At 65.2% G+C, this 17,636-nt stretch carries 11 protein-coding genes; 5 read left to right on the plus strand and 6 right to left on the minus strand.

Going from position 1 to position 17,636, the window contains the following annotated elements:
• Position 1: 1 nt before the first annotated feature.
• Positions 2–1,165, minus strand: coding sequence for an MFS transporter (locus tag ACUCV3_RS21060; RefSeq protein ID WP_048937536.1), 1,164 nt, complete (start codon positions 1,163–1,165; stop codon positions 2–4).
• 13 nt (positions 1,166–1,178) lie between these two features.
• Positions 1,179–2,213 (minus strand): aldo/keto reductase, encoded by a 1,035-nt coding sequence (locus ACUCV3_RS21065; protein WP_279731175.1) that lies wholly within the window; start codon positions 2,211–2,213, stop codon positions 1,179–1,181.
• A gap of 88 nt (positions 2,214–2,301) precedes the next feature.
• On the opposite strand from ACUCV3_RS21065, the gene ACUCV3_RS21070 reads away from it, so the two are divergent.
• The 3 genes from ACUCV3_RS21070 (at position 2,302) to ACUCV3_RS21080 (ending at position 7,595) form a co-directional block, all read left to right on the plus strand.
• Positions 2,302–3,225 (plus strand): LysR family transcriptional regulator, encoded by a 924-nt coding sequence (locus ACUCV3_RS21070; protein WP_069336468.1) that lies wholly within the window; start codon positions 2,302–2,304, stop codon positions 3,223–3,225.
• Between the two features lie 168 nt (positions 3,226–3,393).
• Positions 3,394–5,931, plus strand: coding sequence for a TonB-dependent receptor (locus ACUCV3_RS21075; RefSeq protein WP_482241117.1), 2,538 nt, complete (start codon positions 3,394–3,396; stop codon positions 5,929–5,931).
• Between the two features lie 11 nt (positions 5,932–5,942).
• Positions 5,943–7,595, plus strand: coding sequence for an alkaline phosphatase D family protein (locus tag ACUCV3_RS21080; protein WP_482241118.1), 1,653 nt, complete (start codon positions 5,943–5,945; stop codon positions 7,593–7,595).
• Between the two features lie 51 nt (positions 7,596–7,646).
• On the opposite strand, the gene ACUCV3_RS21085 is transcribed toward ACUCV3_RS21080, so the two are convergent.
• The 4 genes from ACUCV3_RS21085 to ACUCV3_RS21100 form a co-directional block, all read right to left on the minus strand.
• The gene (locus ACUCV3_RS21085; RefSeq protein ID WP_279731166.1) at positions 7,647–9,155 is read right to left on the minus strand and encodes a CRTAC1 family protein; all 1,509 of its coding nucleotides are present in this window, start codon (positions 9,153–9,155) and stop codon (positions 7,647–7,649) included.
• Between the two features lie 19 nt (positions 9,156–9,174).
• Positions 9,175–10,476, minus strand: coding sequence for an MFS transporter (locus tag ACUCV3_RS21090; protein ID WP_279731165.1), 1,302 nt, complete (start codon positions 10,474–10,476; stop codon positions 9,175–9,177).
• 211 nt (positions 10,477–10,687) lie between these two features.
• Positions 10,688–11,689, minus strand: a complete 1,002-nt coding sequence (locus ACUCV3_RS21095; RefSeq protein ID WP_072895656.1) for a FecR family protein — start codon at positions 11,687–11,689, stop codon at positions 10,688–10,690.
• Positions 11,649–12,248 carry an RNA polymerase sigma factor gene (locus tag ACUCV3_RS21100; protein ID WP_279731161.1) on the minus strand — a complete coding sequence of 200 codons (600 nt, stop codon included), beginning with the start codon at positions 12,246–12,248 and terminating at the stop codon, positions 11,649–11,651. The genes ACUCV3_RS21095 and ACUCV3_RS21100 overlap by 41 nt, the downstream gene beginning before the upstream one ends.
• 200 nt (positions 12,249–12,448) lie before the next feature.
• Here ACUCV3_RS21100 and ACUCV3_RS21105 point away from each other — a divergent pair, with 200 nt between their 5' ends.
• Both ACUCV3_RS21105 and ACUCV3_RS21110 read left to right on the plus strand, forming a co-directional pair.
• Positions 12,449–15,283 carry a TonB-dependent receptor domain-containing protein gene (locus ACUCV3_RS21105; RefSeq protein WP_279776212.1) on the plus strand — a complete coding sequence of 945 codons (2,835 nt, stop codon included), beginning with the start codon at positions 12,449–12,451 and terminating at the stop codon, positions 15,281–15,283.
• Between the two features lie 79 nt (positions 15,284–15,362).
• Positions 15,363–17,450, plus strand: a complete 2,088-nt coding sequence (locus tag ACUCV3_RS21110; protein ID WP_234415619.1) for an acylase — start codon at positions 15,363–15,365, stop codon at positions 17,448–17,450.
• The last annotated feature ends 186 nt before the right edge of the window (positions 17,451–17,636 follow it).

Below are 17,636 nucleotides of genomic sequence, written 5' to 3' on the forward strand. Positions count from 1 at the left end.
GTCAGGCGGTGGCGGCACGCGGCGCGCCGCTGCGGCGGCTGAGCAGCAGCGCGATCAGCCCGAGGCTGGACGCAGCGGCCCCGGCGATCGCGACGAACGGCAGGTTCAACCCAGCGGCGATCACAGCGCCGCCCAGGGCTGCGCCGATCGCATTGCCCAGGTTGAAGGCGCCGATGTTCATCGAAGACGCCAGATTGGGCGCATCGGCCGCGGCGCTCATCACCCTCACCTGCAGCGGCGGCACCAGCGCGAAGCTGGCAATCCCCCACAGGAAGATCAGCACCGCCGTCGGCCCGGCAAAGGGCATGGCAAAGGCGAAGGCGATGAGGATCGCCGTCAGCGCAGCAAGCGTCACGATCAGCGTCCTGTCCACCGACCGGTCGGCAAAGCGCCCGCCCAGCCAGTTGCCGATGGTGAGGCCCACGCCATAGAGGACCAGCATCGCCGTCACGAAGCCGATCGAGCCATGGGTCTGATCGCGCAGGATCGGCGTGATATAGGTGAAGACGGTGAACATCGCGCTGGCGCCGACCACGGTAAGGCCGAGCGCGGCGAGCACCGGCCCGCGCATCAGCACGCGCAGTTCGGACCGTGCATCGCCCTCGGTCGGGGCCGGCATGTCGGGCAGGGTCAGGCGCAATGCCGCGATGGTGAGCACGCCCAGCGCCGCGATGCCCCAGAAGGCCGCACGCCAGCCCATGACTTCCCCCGCCCAGGTCGCCAGCGGCACGCCGACGACATTGGCGATGGTCAGCCCCATGAACATGGCGGCGACCGCGCCCGCCTGCCGCTGGGGCGGGACCAGGCTGGCGGCGACGATCGATCCGACGCCGAAGAAGGCGCCATGGTTGAGCGAGGTGATGATGCGCGCGAACAGCAGCATCGCATAGCTGGTGGAGAGCGCCGCGATCAGATTGCCGATGGTGAAGATGGCGGCGAGGCCGATCAGCAGGGTGCGGCGCGGCAAGCGGCCGGTGGTCAGCGTCATCAGCGGCGCGCCCAGCATGACGCCGATCGCATAGGCGCTGATAAGCAGGCCGGCGGCGGGGATGGAGACGCCAAGATCGGTGGCGATGACGGGCAACAGGCCCATCGGCGCAAATTCGGTGACGCCGATGCCGAAGGCACCGGCCGCCAGCGCGAGCAGCGGTGGATTGATCTTCATGATGCTCCTCCCGTCAGACAAGCGGCGGGTTCAGCCGGGCGAAACCGGCCTGTTGGTGATAGGGGGCGTGGGGATAGGCCGGCATCTGGTAGCTGGCCCGGTCGAGCCGGGCGACCTGATCGGCGGTCAGCGACCAGCCGACCGCACCCAGATTCTGGCGCAACTGTTCCTCGTTGCGGGCGCCGATGATGACCGACGACACGGTCGGCCGCTGCAACAGCCAGTTGAGCGCGACCTGCGGCACCGTCTTGCCGGTTTCCGCCGCAATCTCGTCCAGCGCGTCGACCACGCGATAGAGATGCTCCTCCTCCACCGGCGGCGCGAAGGCGGCGGTCTGGTGCAGGCGGCTGCCCTCCGGGATCGGGCTGCTGCGCCGGATCTTGCCGGTCAGGCGGCCCCAGCCGAGCGGGCTCCACACCAGTGCGCCCACGCCCTGGTCGGCGGCAAGCGGCATCAGATCGGCCTCATAGGCGCGGCCGATCAGCGAATAATAGACCTGGTGGGCGACGAAGCGCGGCCAGCCATGGCGATCCGCCACGTCCAGCGCCTTCATCAGCTGCCAGCCGGGATAGTTGGACACGCCCACATGGCGCAGCTTGCCGGCGCGGACCAGCCCGTCGAGCGTCGCCAGCAATTCCTCGACCGGGGTCGACGCGTCGAAGGCGTGAAGTTGCAGCAGGTCGATATGATCGGTGCCAAGGCGCCGGAGCGCGGCTTCCACGCCGCCGATCAGCCGGTCGCGCGACACGCCCCAGTCATTGGGACCATCGCCGGTCGGCAGGCCGAGCTTGGTCGAGATCAGAAGCTGATCGCGCCGTCCCCTGATCGCCGCGCCCAGCACCTCTTCGGACGCGCCGTTCGAATAGACGTCGGCAGTGTCGAACAGGGTGATGCCGGCTTCGAGGCAGATGTCGAGCAGGCGACGGGCCTCCTGCGCGTCGCTATGGCCCCAGGCGCCGAACAAAGGCCCCGAGCCGCCGAAAGTGCCGGTGCCGAAACTGAGCGCCGGCACGCGCAGGCCTGATGCCCCCAATTGCCGATATTCCATCTTCATCCCTTTCCATTCCGTGATGGACGCATAAATGGAAGGCAGGACTCCCCGCGTTTAGAGGGCCGCAAGGCGAAGGATCTTTGCAATGGATGAAAAGATACCCTTTCATGCCGATCGGGCGCGGGCGCTGGAAACCTTTGCGACCGTGGTGGCTGAAGGCAGTTTTTCGGCCGCGGGGCGATTGCTGGGCCTCACCCCCTCCGCCGTCAGCCGCGCGGTCGACCGGATCGAGGATCGGCTCGGCGTCCGGCTATTGCTGCGCTCCACCCGCGCGCTGACGCTGACGGCGGAGGGCCAGGCCTATCTGGCCAGCGCGCGCCGCATCCTGGCCGATCTGGACGAGGCGGAACAGACGATCGCCGATCGCGGCGCGCCGCGCGGACGCTTGCGGGTCAGCGCCGCCCACTCCCATGGCCGGCTGTGCATCGTGCCGCTGCTCGGCGAATTTGCGCAGCTCTATCCGCATATATTGGTCGACATCAGCCTGAGCGACCGGCTGGTCGACATTGCCGGCGGCCAGGCCGACGTCGCGATCCGCTTCGGTCCGCTGGCCGACAGTCCGCTGACCGCCCGCAAGCTGGGCGAGAATGGCCGTGTCATCGTCGCCTCGCCCGCCTATCTCGCCCGCCATGGCACGCCGGTCGTGCCGGAGGATCTGCACGACCATAACTGCCTGAACTTCAATTTTCGCCGCGCCGAACCGGTCTGGCCCTTCCGCAAGGACGGGCGCGACTATGCGCTGAGCGTGCGCGGCACGATCGAGGCGAATAATGGCGAAACGCTGGGGCAGCTGGCGGCCGATGGCGTCGGCATCACGCGGGTCGGCCGGTTCAGCGTCCAGCCGGAACTGGCATCGGGCGACCTGGTGCCGTTACTGGAAGACTATAATCCCGGCGATATCGAGACGATCCATGCCGTGTTCCTGGGCGGCACCAATGTGCCGGCACGGCTGCGCGTATTCGTGGACTTCCTGGCGGAACGGCTGACGCGGCCCGCACCGGCGGCCTGAGCCGGGCGACGCCTATATATCCCCGCGGCGGACCAGTTGCCGGCTGATCCGGGCTGGTGCCAGATGGCGGCAGAGCGCGTCCAGTGCAGCCGTCATATAAGCTGCGCATCACTGTCATGCGCGCTTCATACTCCCCTCCTACCCGAGCGCCGAAAGGGGAGAAATATCATGCACTTCCGTTCTCTTGCTATGGCCGCTATCAGCCTGCCCGTTTTCGCTACGGCAACCGCCCATGCCGAAACGCCCGATGCCGCCCCGGCCGATTCGATCATCGTCACCGCGCAGCTGCGCGAACAGGACCCGATCGACGTGCCGATGGCGCTGAGCGTCGTCGGCAACGAACAGATGGACCGTATGGGCCTTTATGAGTTCGACGCGCTATCGCGCTTCGTGCCGGGCTTCGACGTGCAGAACCAGTCGCCCAACAATCCCGGCTTCGTGATGCGCGGCATCACGTCGGATAGCGGCACCGCCAGCAACGAACCGCGCGTGTCACTCTATCAGGATGGCGTTTCCATCTCCAAGTCGCGCGGCTCCTATGTCGAGCTGTTCGATATCGAGCGGGTCGAGATCGCCAAGGGGCCGCAATCGACCCTCTATGGTCGCGGCGCGCTGATCGGCGCGGTCAACATCATCCAGAACAAGGCGCAGCTCGACAATGTCGAAGCAGCGGGCCGGGTCTCCTATGGCAATTATAACAGCTGGCTGACCGAGGGCATGGTCAATGCGCCGATCGGCGAAGGCATGGCGATCCGCCTGGCCGGCCGCATCCGCAAGCGCGACGGCTATACCGAAAATCTGCTGGGCGGCGCCGACTTCAACTCGGCCGACACCAAGGCGGTGCGCGGCAGCTTCCATGGCGAGAAAGGCGATTTGAGCTTCGACCTGATCGGCAATTACCAGAAGGACACGCCAAGCGGCACCGGCTTCAAGTCGATCGCCTATAATCCGACCGATCCGGCCACCGGTGCCGTGATCGGCGATCGCGGCCGCAACAGCGGCGCCGCGCTGGCAGCCGCCGATGGCTTTGAGGGTGGCAAGGGGCTGGGCCTTGATCGCCAGGTCTGGGGCGTCACCGGCATCGCCAGGCTGAAGCTCAACGACCAGTTCAACCTCACGTCCACCACCGCCTTCCGCCGCTTCGACGCGCTGGAAATCTTCGACGCGGACGGCATTTCCCTGCCGATGCTGACCGCGGCGGAAGATGCGCGCGGTCGCCAGTTCAGCCAGGAATTCCGCCTGACCTATGAAAGCGGCCCGATCTCCGCCTTCCTGGGCGGCAGCTATTTCTGGGAAAATGGCACGCAGCGCGTCCCCACCCAGTTTGACGAGCGCGCCACCCTCGCCCGGCTGGCCGGCGCGCTGAACGGCGGCGGTGCCATCCCCGGCCGCGCCGCGAGTGATCCGGTGCCGGCCGCCCTACTCGCCAGCCCCGCCTTCACCGGCGCGCTGCTGCAGGGTGTCGCCAGCGCCTATGGCGTCGCGCTGTCGAGCGCGCAGGCCCAGGCGATCGCCGCCAACCTCAAGTCCAACCATCTCGAAAGCACCACCAATGGCGCGCGCACCCGCGCCTTCGACCTGTTCGGCGACGTGACCCTGCGCCTGTCCGACCAGTTCGAGCTTGGCGGCGGTCTGCGCTACACCCATGACGACAAGCGCAGCACCTATATGTCGTCGGTCGACAATGGCCGGTCTATCCTGGGCGGGCTGATCGGCGCGCTGAGCCAGCCGGCGGCGGTGCGCACCGCGCTGCTGCAGGCGCTGGCCGTGCCCGGCGCGGCGAACATCCCGACCTCGGCCGCCTATCCGGTGCCGATGTTCGGCCTCGGCGCCCAGCCGACCGCCGGCAATGGCGGGGTCGACAGCGACACGCTGCGCAATGGCGGCTTTTCCTGGCGCCTGACCGCCCGCTACAAGCCGGGCACCGACACCAGCCTCTATGCCACCTATGCCCGTGGCCGTCGCCCGCAAGTGCTGGCGGCCAGCGCGCCGTCCGCGCCGATGGGCGCCACCCGCTTTTCCGTGCTGGACTCCGAAACGGTCGACAGTTTCGAACTGGGCGCAAAGACCGCGCTGATGAACCGCACCCTGTTCCTCGACGGGGCGGCCTTCTTCTACCAATATGATAATTTCCAGACCACGGTGCAGCAAGGCACGCAGTTCGTCCTGACCAACGCCGGCAAGGCGGAAAGCTATGGCTTCGAAGGGCAGATGCGCTGGGTGCCGAGCGATGTGCTGACCCTGTTCGCGACCTATGCCTATAATCACAGCCGCTTCAAGACGGGCGTGCGCGACGGCAACCGCTTCCGCCTGTCGCCCGACCATAGCGCGTCCTTCGGTGCGCAGGCGTCCCTGCCCGCCGGCCCCGGCCGCATCGTCTTCACGCCCAGCGTCACCTGGCAGTCGAAGGTCTATTTCGACGATGACAATGACCGCCCGGACCTGCAGCAGCCGCCCGCCGCTCTGGTCGCCGACACTATCCAGGACGAATTTCAGGGCAGCTATGCGCTGGTCAATGCGCGGCTTGGCTATGAAGCGCCCGGTGGCGCCTGGCGGATCGAGGGCTTCATCGAGAACGCCTTCGACAAGAAATATATCATGGATGCGGGCAATACCGGCGACAGCCTGGGCATGCCGACCTTCATCGGCGGGGCACCGCGCTTCTATGGCGTGTCGGCCAGCTTCCGCTTTGGCGGTGCGCAATGAGCGAGGACAGCATGACGCTTGACCGTCGCGCGGCGCTGGGCCTGATCGGCTCGGGCGCTGCCCTCCCCGGCATCGGCATGGCGGCGACACAAGCCGCCGCCAGCTTCGTCCATGGCGTGGCCAGCGGCGACCCGACCCAGCGCGGCGCGATCCTGTGGACCCGCGTCACCCCGGCCGACCCGGCGCAGCAGGCGGCGATGGCGCTGCGCTGGCATGTCGCCGAAAGCGCCGGCGGCAAGCCGGTCGAAAGCGGCACCGCGCAGGCCCGCCCCGCCCGCGACTTCACGGTCAAGGTCGAGCCGCGCACGCTCAAGGCCGGCCATGACTATCATTACTGGTTCGAACTGGCGGACGGCACGCAATCACCCGTCGGTCGCTTTCGCACCCTGGCCAGGGGCGCCGCGGCCGATGCCGTGCTGGCGGTGGTCTCCTGCCAGCTCTACCCCGGCGGCTTCTTCACCGCCTATGACTCGATCGCCGCGCTCGACCGGATCGATGCGGTCGTGCATCTGGGCGACTATATCTATGAATATGGCGCCGACGGCTATGGCGCGGAGATCGGCCAGAAGATCGGGCGCGGGCTGGAACCCGCGCATGAGATCGTGACGCTGGCCGACTATCGCACCCGTCATGCCCATTACAAGGGCGACAGGAGCCTGCAGGCGGCCCATGCCCGTGCCGCCTTCATCTGCGTCTGGGACGATCATGAAACCGCCAATGACAGCTGGATCGGCGGCGCGGAAAATCACCAGCCCGCGACCGAGGGCGACTGGGCGAAGCGCAAGGCGGCCGCGATGCAGGCCTATTTCGAATGGATGCCGATCCGCGATCCGCAGGGCAATAATCCCTGGGAAGCGATCAACCGCCGGTTCGATTTTGGCGACCTCGCCACCCTGCTGATGGTCGAGACGCGCCTGCTCGCCCGCAGCGAACAGGCCGGCTTCAAGGGCGAGACGCCGGGCCGATCGGAAGTCGCGGCGGTGCTGGCCGAACGCAACCGGCCGGACCGCGAGATGCTGGGCGAGCCGCAGCGCGCCTGGCTGGAGAAGGAACTGGCCGCGTCGGTCAAGGCCGGCACGCCCTGGCAGATATTGGGCAATCAGGTGGTGATGGCGCGGGTCAACGGCCCGGACCTCGCCAAGCTGTTCGGCACAGAGAAGGCCGCGGCCATGATCGCGACGCTGGAACCGTCGGTGCGGGCGCAGGTGGAACTGGCGCAAGCGGGCTATCGCGCCGGCCTGCCGTTCAACCTCGATGCCTGGGACGGCTATCCGGCCGCGCGCGAGCGGCTGTACCAGAGCATCCGCCGGGCCGGCGCCCATCCCTTGGTGCTGGCCGGCGACAGCCATGCCTTCTGGGCCAATCAACTGGCCGACGCACAGGGCAATGCCATCGGCGTGGAATTTGGCACGTCATCGATCAGCAGCCCGTCGATCGGCGACATGCTGCCGAAAATGCCGATCGGCGACCTGCTGCAACAGGCAAGCCCGGAGGTCGCCTTCTGCGACCAGCGCGCCAAGGGCTATATCCTGCTGACGCTGACGCGGGAACAGGCGACCGGCGACTATATCGCCATGTCGACCATCTATGCACCCCAGGCAGAGGCTCGCACGCTCAAGCGCTTCTCGCTGCCAGCGGGCGCCACCCGGTTCGACGCGACCTGAAAGCGCCGGGGGCTGCGGATGCCCTGCCCGCAGCCCCCGATCTCGCGAGACTTACCGCTCCCTGATGACGAGCGATTTACCCGCATATTTCGCCGGATCGACGTTCGGCAAGGTCTGGATCTTGCGCCCCTTGCGGCTCATCCAGGTGACTTCGACCTTGACCGCGTCCATGGTTTTCAGGCCGAAATGCAGAGGCGCCGCATTTTCCGAATTATAGCCGTCGCCCGTCGACAGCTGTCGCGTGGCCAATATCTTGCCGGCCTTGTCATAGAGGCGCACTTCCGCCCCCATGCGGGTGAAACGCCCCTTCGCGTCGAGCAGCGTAACCGACAGGCTGCGCCTGGCCGCTGCCCGGTCCAGATCATTGTGGAACAGGAAATGGCCGCCCTGGCTGGTATAACCACGCATCACCGACAGATCGAGCGCACCGTCCCGGTCATAATCGACCCATTGCACGCCATGGTCGCCGACATTGAGCTGCGACGTTTCGGTCAGAACCTGGCGGAAGCCCTTGCCCGCTTCATTATGGAAGAGACTGTCCCTGGGCTGCTGCTGGTCGCGCGGGCCATGATAGGAGGTGACATAGAGGTCGAGATAGCCGTCATTGTCATAATCACCCCACACCGCGCCGACGGCATGATTGTCGATGCCGACCCCCATCTCCTTGGCGACGTTGGTGAAGGTGCCGTCGCCATTATTATGGTAGAGCGCATTCACGCCATAATTGGGGACGAACAGATCAAGATAGCCGTCATTGTCATAGTCGCCAACGGCGCAGCCGACACCGCCTTCCTCCTTGGAACGGCCCGGATTATCCAGGCCCAGTTCGGGCGCGACATCGGTGAAGCTGCCGTCGCCATTGTTGCGCCACAGCGCATCGGCCGCGCCTGACTGATTGGCCAGGAAGACGTCCAGAAAGCCGTCGCGATTATAGTCGAACCAGCAGGCGCCCACGGTCGGCCGGCTATCCGACACGCCGGTGCCGGCCAAGACCTGCACGAACTTGCCCTTGTCGTTGCGATAGAGGCTGTTGGGGCCGATGCGATTGGCAGCATAGACGTCGAGGTCGCCGTCATTGTCATAGTCGACCCAACTGGTCTGGCGCGCGGAACGGTTGGGGATGGTCAGCCCCAGTTCGGGCGCGACATTGGTGAACTTCCTGCCGCCTTCGTTGCGGAACACAAGGCTCTGTTCGCCCGGCATGGTCGCCCCGCCCAGCAGGTCGATCCAGCCGTCGCCGTCATAATCGCCCCAAGCGACGCCGCGCATTTCCGGGCCGGATGTGGGAAGTCCCAGTTCCGGCCCGACGTTCACGAACGTGCCATTGTCATTGCGATAGAGGCGGATATCGCCCCCCTTGAGCGAGACAACGAGATCGAGGTCGCCATCATTGTCGAAGTCGGCCCAACTGTTGGACAGGGATCCGGCGATGGCGAAATCGCCCGGCTGTATGGAGGTGAAGGGTGGCTCGGCAGGCGGTGCCGCATCCTGCGCCGTTGCCGGCTGGCACAGCAGCATCAGCGGCAGGATATGGCAAAGCGTCCGGTTCAGCGATGGCATGGATATTCCCCTCTTTCTGTCAGATTTGGCTGGTTTTGCGCGTGTCGGGCATGCGCAGATAGACGATCAGCGACAGCGCGATCATGGCGGTGACGTACCAGTAGAAGCCGTCTTCCATCCCGGCATGCTTCATCCAGAGCGCGGCATATTCGGCGGTGCCGCCGAAGAGGGTGTTGGCCAGTGCATAGGGAAGCGCGACGCCCAGCGCCCGGATATTGGCCGGGAACAGCTCTGCCTTCACGATCGCGTTGATCGAGGTGTAGCCGGTGACGATCACCAGGCCGCCCAGCACCAGCAGGAAGGCGCCGAAGGAGGAGGTGACGCGTTCCAGCGCCGTGAAGATCGCGGTGGTGAACAGGACGCCGCTGATGCCGAAGCCGATCAGCAGCGGTTTGCGGCCGATGCGATCGGACAGCCAGCCGGCCATGGGCTGCAGCAGCATGTAAATGAACAGCGCCGACGCCATGATCGCGGTCGCGGTCTGGCGGCCGAAGCCAGCGCTGTTGACCAGGAATTTCTGCATATAGGTGCTGTAGGCATAGAAGGCGAGCGTGCCGCCGGCGGTGAGCGCCATGACCAGCAGCACTTCGCGCGGATGGCGGCGGATGAGGTTGAGGCCGCTGGAGCGGGGCTGTTCGCTGACCGCCGCGCTTTCCTCGAAGGCTTCGGTTTCCTTGAGGCCCCGGCGCAGGCGATAGACGCCGACCGCCATCACTCCGCCGATCACGAACGGCACGCGCCAGCCCCAGCTTTCGAGCTGATGTTCGGTGAGGAAAAGCTGGAGCAGCAGCAGGACGCAGAGCGCCAGCAACTGGCCGGCGATCAGCGTCACATATTGGAAGCTGGAGAAGAAACCGCGTTGGTCGCTCTGCGCCATTTCCGACAGATAGGTGGCGCTGGCGCCATATTCGCCGCCGATCGACAGGCCCTGCATCAGGCGCGCGAGCAGCAGCAGGGCCGGCGCGGCGACGCCGATGCTGGCATAGCCGGGGATGGCGGCGATCATCAGCGATCCGCCGGCCATCATCATGACGGACAGGGTGAGACCCGCCTTGCGCCCCCTGCGGTCGGCATAGATGCCCATCGCCCAGGCGCCGATCGGCCGCATCAGGAAGCCGACGGCGAAGATCGCCGCGGCATTCAGCAGTTGAGCGGTGCTGTCGTCCGACGGGAAGAAGACCGGCGCGAAATAGAGGGTGAAGGCGGAATAGACATACCAGTCATACCATTCGATCAGATTGCCGATCGATCCGCCAAGGATGGATTTCAGGCGATCCTGGCGGGAAAGACTGGCTGGGGAGAGAGACGCAACATGTTCCATCCCCGTTGATACGGACGGCCCGGTGCGTTCTGCTAAAAGCCTGATTGGAAAATGCGCGGAAGAGCGCATGTTCGATGCGGCACCGGCCTTCAAACGAGGCACGTGACTCGTTTGAACCCCACCCGACCACCCATCAGGATACCATGTCTGGGCGGTCGGGTGGGGATGCGGGCCGGTGCGGATGCGCCAGAGGCGCATGCCCAGACAGGCTCTAACTGCCTTCGGCAGACACCAAAATTATCGAATTGTCGCTGCCCGGAACGGCGCGGATGCCGAAGCCGCTTTCGAGCGCGTCGACGAAATCCTGCGACCGGTCGAGGCGGAAGGCACCGCCGACCCGCAGGCTGGCGATCGCCGGATCGCCGATCACCAGCGGGGTGGGGCGATAGCGGTTGAACTCCTCGACCGCCTGGGCGAGCGTGTCGCCTTCGAACTCGACCATGCCGGCCTGCCAGGCGGTGCGCTGCCGGATCTTGGCCGGTTCCAGATGGGTGACGGCGATGCTGCCGCTGCGCACGGCGGCGCTGCGCCCGCTTTCGATCCGACGGACGGCGGAGTCGCCGTTGCGGACCGCCACAATCCCCTCGATCACGGTCAGTTCGGTGACATCGGCGCGCAGGCGGACGTTGAACATCGTGCCCACGGCACGCACCAGCGTCCCGTCGGCATTGACGATGAAGGGCCGTTTCTTGTCATGCGCGACATCGAACTGCGCCTCGCCCTTCAGCAGGGTGATCTGCCTGATGTCGTCGCGCAGGGCGACCTCGACCGAGCTGTTGGTGTTGAGATGGATGCGGGAGCCGTCGGCAAGCTGCACCGTGCGGGTCTCGCCCAGGGCCGTGCGATAATGATCGACCGTGCCGAGCAGGCGCAGCGCGACGGTGGAGGCGACGCCGATCGCGGCGGCGGCGGTCGCCAGGCCGATGAGCAGGCCACGCCGGCCGACCAGTCGCGGCCGGATTTCGGCAACGGGTTCTTCCGGGGCGGGATCGTCGGGCAGCGCGATTGCGGGCGCTGCAGGTTCGTCCTGCTGGCTGGCGGGCAGCTCATTGAGCCGCTCGGTCAGTTCCCAGCCGGCCTCGGCCTTGGCAAAGGCGAAACCATGGGCAGGGTCCAGCGCCACCCAGGCATAGGCGTCATTCCAGTCTTCCGGGGCGTCGCTCGCCCGCGCCTTAAGATACAGACGAGCCGCTTCGGCCTCGATCGCCTGCATGTCCTCCGCGCTTCTGTAGCGACCAACCAAATCCAGAACCCTCAAACTGTCCGATGGCTTGCATTATCTTCACAGCCGCGCGCGTCAAATGCTTGTCCACTGTAAAGACGGATAGCTGCATCTCCTCTGCTATCTCCTTGACCGATTTCTCATGGACCCGGCGCAGGATGAAGGCCCGCCGGCATTGCGCCGGCAGCGTGTCGAGAATGGCCTGGAGATGGCGCAGCTCATCGCGCGCGTGCAGCGCTTCCTCGGTCGAATTGTCGGTCTGGAGCACGTCGAATTCGGCGACCAGTTCGAGCGATACGATCTTCTCGCGCCGGGCTTCGTCGATCAACAGGTTGCGCGCGATCTGGAACAGGAAGGCCTTGCCGCTCTGTGCGCGGTGAATGTCGCCATTCGCATAGGCGCGGGTCATGCATTCGGCGACGATGTCATCCACATCCTGGCGGTGGGACACCACCCGGCGCAGGCGGGAGCGCAGGACCCCCTCATGGGGCAGGATGGCCTGTTTGAACCAATCCAGCCTTGCCCTGATCGAGTCCACATCCACAGCCACGCTCGTCCCCCTGTGCTTATCATTCTCCCCTCCGGCGCGCCCGATCCGGCGCTGCGTCGAGGCAGTGCCAGACCGATAGCGAAGGCCCCCTCGTCACAAAAATGAGATATTTTTAAGCGTCGTTAGCAGAAACGCGATCGGCCTCCGTATCCACCACCGAAGGGCAAATAATTTCGCAGCCCAATCATTTCACGGGGGATATGATGTCGCGTAATTTTCGGAACGTTTCTCTGTACGCGGTCGCAACAGTTGTTGCCCTCAGCACCCAGTCGGCGGCAGCCGCGGAGCCGGCGAAGTTCAAGATTCCGGCCCAGTCGATGCAGACGGCGCTGACGCTCTTCGCCAAGCAGTCTGGCATCCAGCTTCTCTTTCCCTATGACCAGGTCGCCGGCCTGCATGCCCAGTCGGTCAACGGCAAGATGGCGCCCGATGTCGCGTTGCAGCGGCTGATCGCCGGATCGGGGCTGAAGATCACACTGTCGAACAACAATGTCATTGCCTTGTCGCTGAGCGCCCAGGCCCACAAGAGCCGCGCCGTCGAAGTCGCGAGCCTGGGCGTCACGGCACTTCCCTTCGCGATGCAGGCCAGCGCACCGCCACAGGCCAGCACCGCCGCGGCCGAGGAAGACCCCGGCCCGGCGATCGTCGTGACCGGGTCGCGCGGCCAGGCCCGTACCGTGACCGACAGCCCGACGCCGATCGACGTTATTTCCGGCGCGGATCTGACCCGCACCGGCAAGGCGGGCGTGTTCCAGGCGCTCAACACGCTGGTGCCATCCTTCAACCTGCCGGTGCGAGCGGGCGGCGCCACCTCCACCGTCATCGCGACCGGCGGCCTGCGCGGTCTCAATCCCGACCAGGCACTGATCCTGGTCAACGGCAAGCGTCGCCACAAGACCTCGCTCATCAACGCGGTGTCGACGCTCTACAACGGCTCGGTCCCGGCCGATCTGGACATGATCCCGACCGCCGCGGTCGATCATATCGAAGTGCTGCGTGACGGTGCCGCCGCTCAATATGGGTCGGACGCCATCGCCGGCGTCATCAACATCATCCTGAAGGATGACAGCAGCGGCGGCTCCGCCAATTTCACCGCCGGCCAGAATTTCGACCGGTCCGATGGCGAACTCTATCAGGCCGACCTCAATTTCGGGATGAAGCTGGGCGAGAACGGTTTCGCCAACCTCTCGCTCAACCTCAAGAAGCAGGAAATGTCGAACCGTGCGCTGCCGCTCGCCGACTGTTCGGTCACGGCCACCACCACCTGCCTCTATCCGCTGGTGAACGGGCAGCTCGATCCGCGCGACGCAGCCGCAGTCGGCACCGAACGCATCGTCACCACCAGCTATGGCGTCATGCCCTCCCGCAGCATCAATACTGCGCTCAATGCCGGATATGATCTGGGCGGCGTCGAACTCTACGCCTTCGGCACCTACAGCCAGCGGCGGTCGGACCTGTGGTACAGCTATCGCTACCCCAAGGACATCAACAATGTCATGGGCATCTACCCCAACGGCTATCGCCCCCATATCATGATCGACGAGGAGGATTTCGAACTCACCGTCGGCGCGAAGGGCGAAGTCGCGGGCTGGGACTGGGACTTTTCCACCGGCTATGGCCGCAATCGCGCCCGCCAGTCGTCGGAAGGCACGCTCAACCCCTCGCTGGGCACGCTCAGCCCCACCGAATTCTATATCGGCACCCTCAAATCCTCGGAGTTCGTCACCTCGCTCGACGTGACCCGCGGCTATGATGTGGGTGGCGGCAACCTGCAGGTGTCGGCAGGCGCGCAGCAGCGCCATGAACGCTACCAGACCTTCGCCGGGGATGAGGCCAGCTATGCCGTAGGCCCGGCGATCGTGTCGGGCATGACGCCGGGCGCGCAAAGCTCGGCCGGCTTCCAGCCGGGCGACGCGGCCTATATGTCCCGCGACAATGTTTCGCTGTATGCCGACGTGGCGTGGGATCCCAACAAGGATATCACGATCGGCGCCGCCGCACGCTTCGAACATTATGACGATGGCAGCGGCAACACGCTGATCTGGAAGGTAAATGGGCGCTATGCCGCGACCGACTGGATCGCCTTTCGCGCGGCCGCCAATACCGGCTTCCGGGCGCCCGCCGTCGCCCAGCAAATCTATACCCAGACCACCAACCAGTTCCGCACCGTCAACGGTGTTCCCAACCAGTTGCTGCAGATCAAGACGCTGGCCGTCGACGATCCGGCCGCGATCGCGCTGGGCGCCAAACCGCTCCAGCCCGAAACATCGTTCAACATCTCCGCTGGCGTGGTGCTGACCCCGCTCCCCAATTTCAACCTGACGATCGATGCCTATCAGATCGACGTGGATGACCGCATCACCATCACCAGCACCCTGACCGGCACGGCGATCTCCAACATCCTGATCGCCAGCGGCGTACCCGAAGCGGAGGCGCGGACGCTGACAGCGCAATATTATACCAACGCGATCGATACCCGTACCCGCGGCATCGACGTCGTCGCATCCTACAAGCATGGCCTGTTCGACACGGTGAACATGCAGTGGAATCTGGGTTTCAACTACAACAAGACCAAGATCACCCACATAATCGACAATCCGCCCGAACTGGCCGCGCTGGGCAGCGACTATGTCCTGTTCGATCGCGCGCGTCGCAGCAACATGACCAACAATCTGCCGCGCACCAAGCTGTCGATCAGCAACCTCGCCACCATGGGCGACTTCACCCTGTCGTCGCGCCTGACGCGCTTCGGCGGCTTCAAATCCTACCAGAACGGCGTCACCAGCAATGGCGTCACCACCTATCCGAATGATCGCAGCTATGGTGCCAAGTGGATCACCGACCTGGAGGCCAGCTGGCAGGTCACGCCACTGGTCAACATCGCGATCGGCGCGAACAATATCTTCAACGTCTATCCCGACAAGAACCAGGCCAGCGACGTCAGCGCCACGCTGGGCCAGGGGCTCTATGCCGGCACCTCGCCGATCGGGTTCACCGGCGGCTTCTATTATGGCCGCGTCGGCCTGAGCTTCTGATCCATCACCGACCAAGGCGCCGCTTCGCACGGGGCGGCGCATTTTCTGCACTGACGGGAGAATGATGGCGATGCGCCATATGACGATCTGGCTGGCGGCCCTGGCTGCTTCCTCCGCGATGACCGCCTCGGTAGCGGCCCCCTCCACCCGTTGGGGCGGCGGCGAAATATTATGGGACAGTTTCGGCGTGCCCCATATCTACGCAAAGACCGAGGAAGGCGGCTTCTACGGCTTTGGCTATGCCCAGGCCCAGAGCCACGGCAACCTGCTGTTGCGCATGTATGGCGAAAGCCGCGCTCGCGCTGCCGAATATTGGGGCGAGAAATATGAGAGCCAGGACAAATGGCTGGTCGCCAATGACGTGCCGGCCCGCTCCGCCCAGTGGTTCAGACAGCAGACGCCGCAAATGCAGAAGAATCTCGAAGCCTTTGCAGCCGGGGTGAATGCCTATGCCGCCGCCCATCCCGACAGAATCGCGCCGGAAGTGAAGGTCGTGCTACCGCTCCGGGGCGTCGACATCATCGCCCATGCCCAGCGGCTGATGAATTTCGGCTATATCGCATCCGACCGGAAGGTGCTGACCGATCCGTCGATCAACGAGGCGGGCGGGTCGAACGCCTGGGCGGTCGCGCCTTCGCGCTCGGCCAGCGGCAAGGCGATGCTGCTCGCCAACCCGCATCTGCCCTGGGCGCCGAGCCAGCTTACTTATTATGAGGCACAGATCACCGCGCCGGGCCTGGCCATCTACGGCGCGACACAGGTCGGCCTGCCGGTGTTGCGCTTCGGCTTCAACAATGATCTTGGCTTCACCAACACCGTCAACACGATGCAGGGTTTCACGAGCTATAAGCTGGTGCTGGAAGGCGATGGCTATCGCTTCGACGGCAAGACGCTGCCGTTCGATACGGTGACGAAGAGCTACAAGGTCAAGCAGGCGGACGGCACGCTGAAGAGCGTCAGCTTCGAACAGAAGAGCACGGTCCATGGCCCGGTCTTCACCCTGCCTGACGGCAAGACGACGGTCGCGCTCAAAGTCGCCGGCCTCGACCGGCCCGGCGTGCTGGAGCAATATCTGGAGATGGGCAAGGCGCGCGACTGGGGCGCGTTCGAAAAGGCGCTGCGCAAGATGCAGGTGGTGATGTTCAACATCATCTATGCCGACCGCGCCGGCCATATCCTCTATCTCGACAACGGCCTGCTGCCCAAGCATGCGAGCGGCGACCTCAAATATTGGTCGGCGCCGGTGCCGGGCGATACCTCGGCCACGCTGTGGAAGGATGTCCACAGCTATGACGACATGCCCAAGCTGCTCGATCCGGCCACCGGCTTCGTCCAGAACGCCAATGATCCGCCATGGCTGGCGACCTGGCCCCGCGCGCTCGATCCCAAGAGCTTCCCTGCCTATGTCGCGCCGGTCGGGCCGATGAGCCAGCGGGCACAGATGTCGGTCAAGCTGATGAGTCAGACGCCCAAGATCAGCTTCGACGATTTCGTGTCGCGCAAGCTGACCACCACCTCGCTGATGGCGGAACGGATGCTGCCCGACCTGCTGGCGGCAGCCGCCGGATCGAACGATGCCGATGTGCAGGCGGCCACGGCATTGCTCAAGGGCTGGGACCACCGGTTCGAACCCGACAGCCGCGCTGCGCTGCTGTTCGAAACTTGGGCCGGCCTCTTCGCGCCCAAGAATTTCACCGACCAGTCCAACTATGCCGTCAAATGGACGCTGGATGACCCGCTGGAAACCCCACGCGGCCTGAAAGACCCGGCGGCGGCCGTCGCCATGCTGAAGGAAGCGGTGGCGAAGACGAAGCAGCTTTATGGGGCGATCGACCGGCCGTTCGGGGAGGTTTCACGCTTCCATATCGGCGATGTCAGCGTGCCGGCCAATGGCGGCTTCGGCAATACCGGCGTGTTTCGCACCATCACCTGGGGGCCGATGAAGAATGGCGAGCGCACGCCAGTCCATGGCGAGACATGGGTTTCCATGGTCGAATTCGGCACGCCGATGAAGGCCGTCGGCCTGATGAGCTATGGCAATAGCAGCCAGCCCGGTTCCCGGCACAATAGCGACCAGTTGCAATTGCTGGCCGACAAGAAGTTCCGCACCCTGTGGATCAGTCGTGCTGACGTGGAAGGGCATCTGGAAGAGAAGACCGCGTTCTGACAAGCAGCGCGCGCCGGGGTGCAGGTGCTGCATCCCGGCGCGCGCGAATGGATGCGGCTGTGCTGCATCACGCAGGCACAAAGCCGCTCCCCTTTTACCCCTCTTCGCCCATCAAAGCCTCGTCGTCGCAACCCCGCGTTGCGGCTCAGTGATGCGCACTCCCCCTGCCCAGACCGCTCGCCATCC

Source organism: Sphingobium sp. VMM, assembly GCF_056790315.1.